The sequence below is a fragment of the Streptococcus sp. GMD4S genome (assembly GCF_000296955.1).
Window position 1 is genome coordinate 1 of record NZ_AJRE01000563.1, and the last position, 620, is coordinate 620.

Annotated in this window: 1 protein-coding gene; it reads left to right on the plus strand. The window is 41.0% G+C overall.

Translation table 11 applies throughout. The annotated features are described in order from the left end of the window. Positions 1–40: 40 nt before the first annotated feature. A partial coding sequence (gene sufC, locus GMD4S_RS12555; protein ID WP_044130594.1) for a Fe-S cluster assembly ATPase SufC occupies positions 41–620 on the plus strand: 580 nt, incomplete at its 3' end.

The window sequence follows — 620 nt, forward strand, 5'->3', positions numbered from 1 at the left end:
AAGGATAAAGGAAGTAGGCCAGAAAAAGAAAGGAACTATCATGTCAGTATTAGAGATCAAAGATCTTCACGTTGAGATTGAAGGAAAAGAAATTTTGAAAGGGGTCAATCTGACTCTGAAAACAGGAGAAATCGCAGCTATCATGGGACCAAATGGTACTGGTAAATCGACTCTTTCTGCAGCTATCATGGGGAACCCTAACTATGAAGTTACCAAAGGTGAGGTTTTATTTGATGGTGTAAACATCCTTGAGTTGGAAGTAGACGAGCGAGCGCGTATGGGACTTTTCCTGGCTATGCAATATCCATCTGAAATTCCAGGCATTACCAATGCAGAGTTTCTTCGTGCAGCCATGAATGCTGGAAAAGAAGATGACGAAAAGATTTCAGTTCGTGAGTTCATCACTAAACTAGACGAGAAAATGGAATTGCTCAACATGAAAGAAGAAATGGCAGAGCGTTATCTAAACGAAGGTTTCTCTGGTGGTGAGAAAAAACGTAATGAAATTCTTCAACTCTTGATGTTGGAACCAACTTTTGCCCTTTTGGATGAGATTGACTCAGGTCTTGATATTGACGCTCTTAAAGTCGTATCGAAAGGTGTCAATGCTATGCGCGGCG